General features: G+C 57.8%; 2 protein-coding genes and 2 pseudogenes. All 4 read left to right on the forward strand.

Annotated features, from left to right (window positions below):
- Positions 1–105: 105 nt before the first annotated feature.
- On the forward strand, positions 106–1,251 hold the full coding sequence (locus tag ACX80M_RS20795) for an acyltransferase family protein (protein ID WP_459310358.1): 1,146 nt from the start codon (positions 106–108) through the stop codon (positions 1,249–1,251).
- Between the two features lie 1,167 nt (positions 1,252–2,418).
- Complete coding sequence (locus ACX80M_RS20800; RefSeq protein WP_459310359.1) at positions 2,419–2,904, forward strand: glycosyltransferase; 486 nt, start codon at positions 2,419–2,421, stop codon at positions 2,902–2,904.
- Positions 2,905–2,970: 66 nt separating this feature from the next.
- Positions 2,971–3,413, forward strand: a pseudogene (locus ACX80M_RS20805) (2-oxo acid dehydrogenase subunit E2); the annotation flags it as partial.
- A 195-nt stretch (positions 3,414–3,608) separates the two neighbouring features.
- Positions 3,609–3,848 (forward strand): annotated as a pseudogene (locus ACX80M_RS20810) (acyltransferase family protein); the annotation flags it as partial.
- Between the last annotated feature and the right edge of the window lie 59 nt (positions 3,849–3,907).

The raw sequence follows: 3,907 nt of genomic DNA on the forward strand, positions 1-3,907 counted from the left end.
AACTTTCCCTGCAAAGCCGTCTCAACCTCTGCACCAATGGCCATAGCACCACCATAGAGCCAAAACGACGAAACGCTGGCTTATTTACTGACGCGTCCTAAGCTCATGACCATGGTGAAAACGGGGGGAAGAGTTCTTGGCCTTGACGGTCTTCGAGGACTCGCAATACTGCTGGTTATCGTGTCCCACTTTTTCGGAGAGACCCTGAATGTATCAGGGCTGCTACATACGCTCACGAGGCCCGCTGGGGGCATCGGCGTGGAACTTTTCTTCGTACTTAGCGGGTTCCTGATTACCACGATCATTGTCAGGGAACAGCTAAAGTCGGGAACGATCGACTTGAAGAAGTTCTATATCCGCAGGAGTCTACGGATTTGGCCGGCATTTTACACGTTCATTGGCGTTATGGCAGTACTGGCAGTGACAGGCGTCCTAGACGTCACTTCCTGGGAACTGATCGCCTCTGGTTTGTTCATCTGGGACTACGCACCAGGCGTACATTCGCTGGCCTTGACTCATACTTGGTCGATTGCTATTGAAGAACAGTTCTATCTGATATGGCCTGCAATTGCGCTTTGGCTTAAGCCGAAGAAAGCTTTGTGGGTTTGCCTGGCAGGCTTGGCCATCGTTCCCTTTCTACGGGTCGCCACTTACTTCGTTGTGGACCAAAAGGCCCGGGAAACCATCTGGCAAATGCTTCACGTTCGAGCGGACTCGTTGCTGATGGGCTGCCTACTGGCCTTGGTGCTGGCACTGCGTCCGGAAGTGTGGGTCAAAATCCAGCGGGTCATCGTGAAGTTTCGCCTCGTCTTGCTGGCTGTGCCGGTGCTGGTGGGTTCCGGGTTGTTGGCTCCTCTCGTCGGAGGTGCATGGCAGATGACCGTGGGCTATTCCATCGAAAACCTTGCCTTGGCGGTGCTGATCATCGCGGTGATGACAGAAGGTCACCCTCTGAATGTCATTATGTCCTGGCGTCCCCTAGTTTGGGTCGGAACCATATCCTTCAGCCTGTACCTTTGGCAGCAACTTTTTCTCGTACCTACTGACACCACGTCTTTCTTGCCTCCATTCGTGGCACTGCTCGCAAGCTTTGCGGCCGCAATCCTTAGCTACGTCATCATCGAAAAGCCCGTCTTGAAGTTCAAGAAGAGGTTTGAGGTGGCTCGATTCAAGGGCGCTGCGTCTCGGATTATCGGGGAGACCAACTTGGCTGACGCGACCCCAGTATCCGAGCCCGCTCGTCGACACTAGACACATATCGCATCTCGTCAGGCGGATTTGCAGTCGTCAGACCTGTCAGAGCTGAGCCGTACCATGGGGCCATGAGAAATGTGTGGGATGAGGATCGAGAGACGACTACAAGGGACAGGCGAGAGCGCCGCAGGACTATCCGGTCGTGGGCGGGTCTGGTTGTCTTGGCCATCGCGGCATTTACAGTCGCTGGAATGGCACTCATCCGGTGACAGCCGCCGATTTCATGACCGGCTTAGCAGCCCTTTTGGTTGTCATATTCGCTATAGCGATATTCATTTACTTTTTGCTGCGTCGCCAGATGAAGCCCAGCAGGCAGGGCCGAATCAACAGCCTGTTAGAATCCCCAGTCATGGGGAACATATTAAAGAAACTCATTGCTACTCGCTTTGACTACACCGAATGCCGCGCCCGGCCAGCAGACAATGAAGGCATCCGGTGGCAGGGCATCATCGTGGTGTGCACTCGCGAGCACTCTGACCTGGCTGTTGCCAGGTCCACGACTCCTCAATGAGGATCACAGTTGTCAGCTCCCACTACCCACCAACGGCTGGTGGCGTGGCTGACTACACACAGGCTTGGTGTCTAGCGATGCGGGAGCTTGGTCACAATCTGACTCTCATCACATCGACACCGAATGTTTCCACGCCAGGGCTCACCATTCAGCAGTTCACTGGTAAGTGGTCCTTGTCTGGACACACTGAGTTGCGCGCTCTGGTCGAAGCTTCCACTCCTGATGCCGTGGTCGTCCAGTATGTACCGCATGCGTATAGCCCGCGTGGTGGCGGACTGCCCGTTGCGTTGCTTCTGCGGAAGCTGGCGCGGTCATTGGCGGCGCCCGTTGTCATCAACGCACATGAAATCTACGGGGCGTGGAGTGAGTCGATCAAGCGGACGCCCTGGCACGTGGGCCAGCGCGTTGCAGCTGCTGTTCTGGTGTCCTCAGCTGCCGCTTTCGTCGTGACGGTAAAGCGGCGGCAGGAAGACCTGCAGCGGCTAGTCCGCCCGTGGCGACACAAAGTGCACATGATTCAGATCGGCCCGACCATAGCCGCACACGAACCAGACCTGAGTTGGCGTGCACGCCACGGAGTAGCCGACGGCACATTCTTGATTACGTCTTTCGGACTGGGACATCCGACTCAGGAAGTCGGGCAGCTTCCGCTCATGCTGGACACTCTGGCCGATGCCGGCATTGATGCCCGCCTTTTTCTAGGTGGCCGACTCAGCGTGGAGCACGCACTCGCCACGTCCCTCGGCTACGTCAGCGCAGAGCACGCCTCGCAGATGCTCGCCGCCAGCGACGTCTTCGTGCTTCCCCTGGCTGACGGCGTTTCAGGTCGTCGCAGTTCGGCTGTCTCCGCCTTGGCGGTTGGCGCCACAGTGGTGACTACCGCCGGACCGGATACTGACGCGGACCTGTTCGGCGCCGAGGGCGTTGCAATGTCACCGGCTGGTGACTCGCAAGCCTTCGCCGAGTTGGTGCTGAATCTGGCTCGGAATCCTGAGAACCGCAGTAACGTCCAAGCCGCCGGCAAACGGCTGTTCGCGGAGAAATTCGCGTGGCCGGTTGTAGCCGGACTTTGGGAGCGACTGCTGTCCGGCGTCTCACGCAAGGACAACGTCCAAGCGCAAGGTGCTGACAGCCGCTAGACCAGCGTGTCCATTGCGTGGCGTCAGCTGGTTCCATCGCTTTGGATTATCTTGTTCAGGTCAGAATCCCAGGAGATCGTGGGCTTCGCGCGCATCAACCGGGGCTTCGCGGCCGAGACGGACCGAGGGCTGATGATTCCCTCGATCCGCAATGCAGACAAATGCAGTGCCCGCGAACTGGACGCGGAGATTCGCCGGCTCACCGCCGTCGTACGCGAGGGCAAGGCGACGCCGGAGCAACTGGGCAGGCACCTTCACGCTGGACAACTACGGTATTTTCGGCGTGGACGGTTCTCCCGCCATCATCAACCACCCCGAGGTGGCCATCCTGCGGATTGGTCGCAGCATCGACAAGCCGTGGGTGGTGGACGGGGAGTAGCCGTCCGCAAAGTCACCGAACTGACGCTCGCCTTCGATAACGCGTGTGCGACGGCGGCACGGCCGCCGGGATCCTCAGGTTTGTAGCGGACGCGATCAAGAGCCCGGCGTCAGTGCAGGCCGACATGTAAAACGAAGGTGGACGGTCAGGGAAATTTGCCGGTCTTATTGGCCCCTGCGGGTGCAGATATAGTTAGCCGTGTTCAATGGGCCGACGGCCCCAGGGGGAAAGAAAAATCAGCATGGACTCCACTGCAGGATGAAGCACGTCAAGAGCCAGTCTCCGCAAGGAGGTCGCTGGGTCACTACGACTCAAGGGGCTCGATGGTCTCAGAGGCATTGCCGTCCTGTTGGTGGTGGCAGGGCATGCGCTTGATGCTTCGGCGATTCACCTGCCCATCGGCTTTGCATTCTTCGAGCAAGGAAGCAGGGGCGTGACAATATTCTTCGTCCTGTCCGGGTTCCTGATCACAAAATTTCTGCTCAATGAACGGTCGAAGTCAGGCCGCATCAGCCTTAAGGGGCTCTTCAAGGTTCCCGGGGAAATAGGTTCGTGTTGTAGCTAGCAGAGGACTCGTGGTCCTGCTGGGATGAGTGTTACTACGGCATTCAACCTGAACAGGAA

This window comes from Pseudarthrobacter sp. MDT1-22 (genome assembly GCF_054511035.1).

Bases quoted from the DNA above. Each gene is read 5' to 3' on its own strand.
- ACX80M_RS20800 (WP_459310359.1), top strand. From the start codon at position 2,419: ATGCTGGACACTCTGGCCGATGCCGGCATTGATGCCCGCCTTTTTCTA.
- ACX80M_RS20795 (WP_459310358.1), top strand. From the start codon at position 106: ATGACCATGGTGAAAACGGGGGGAAGAGTTCTTGGCCTTGACGGTCTT.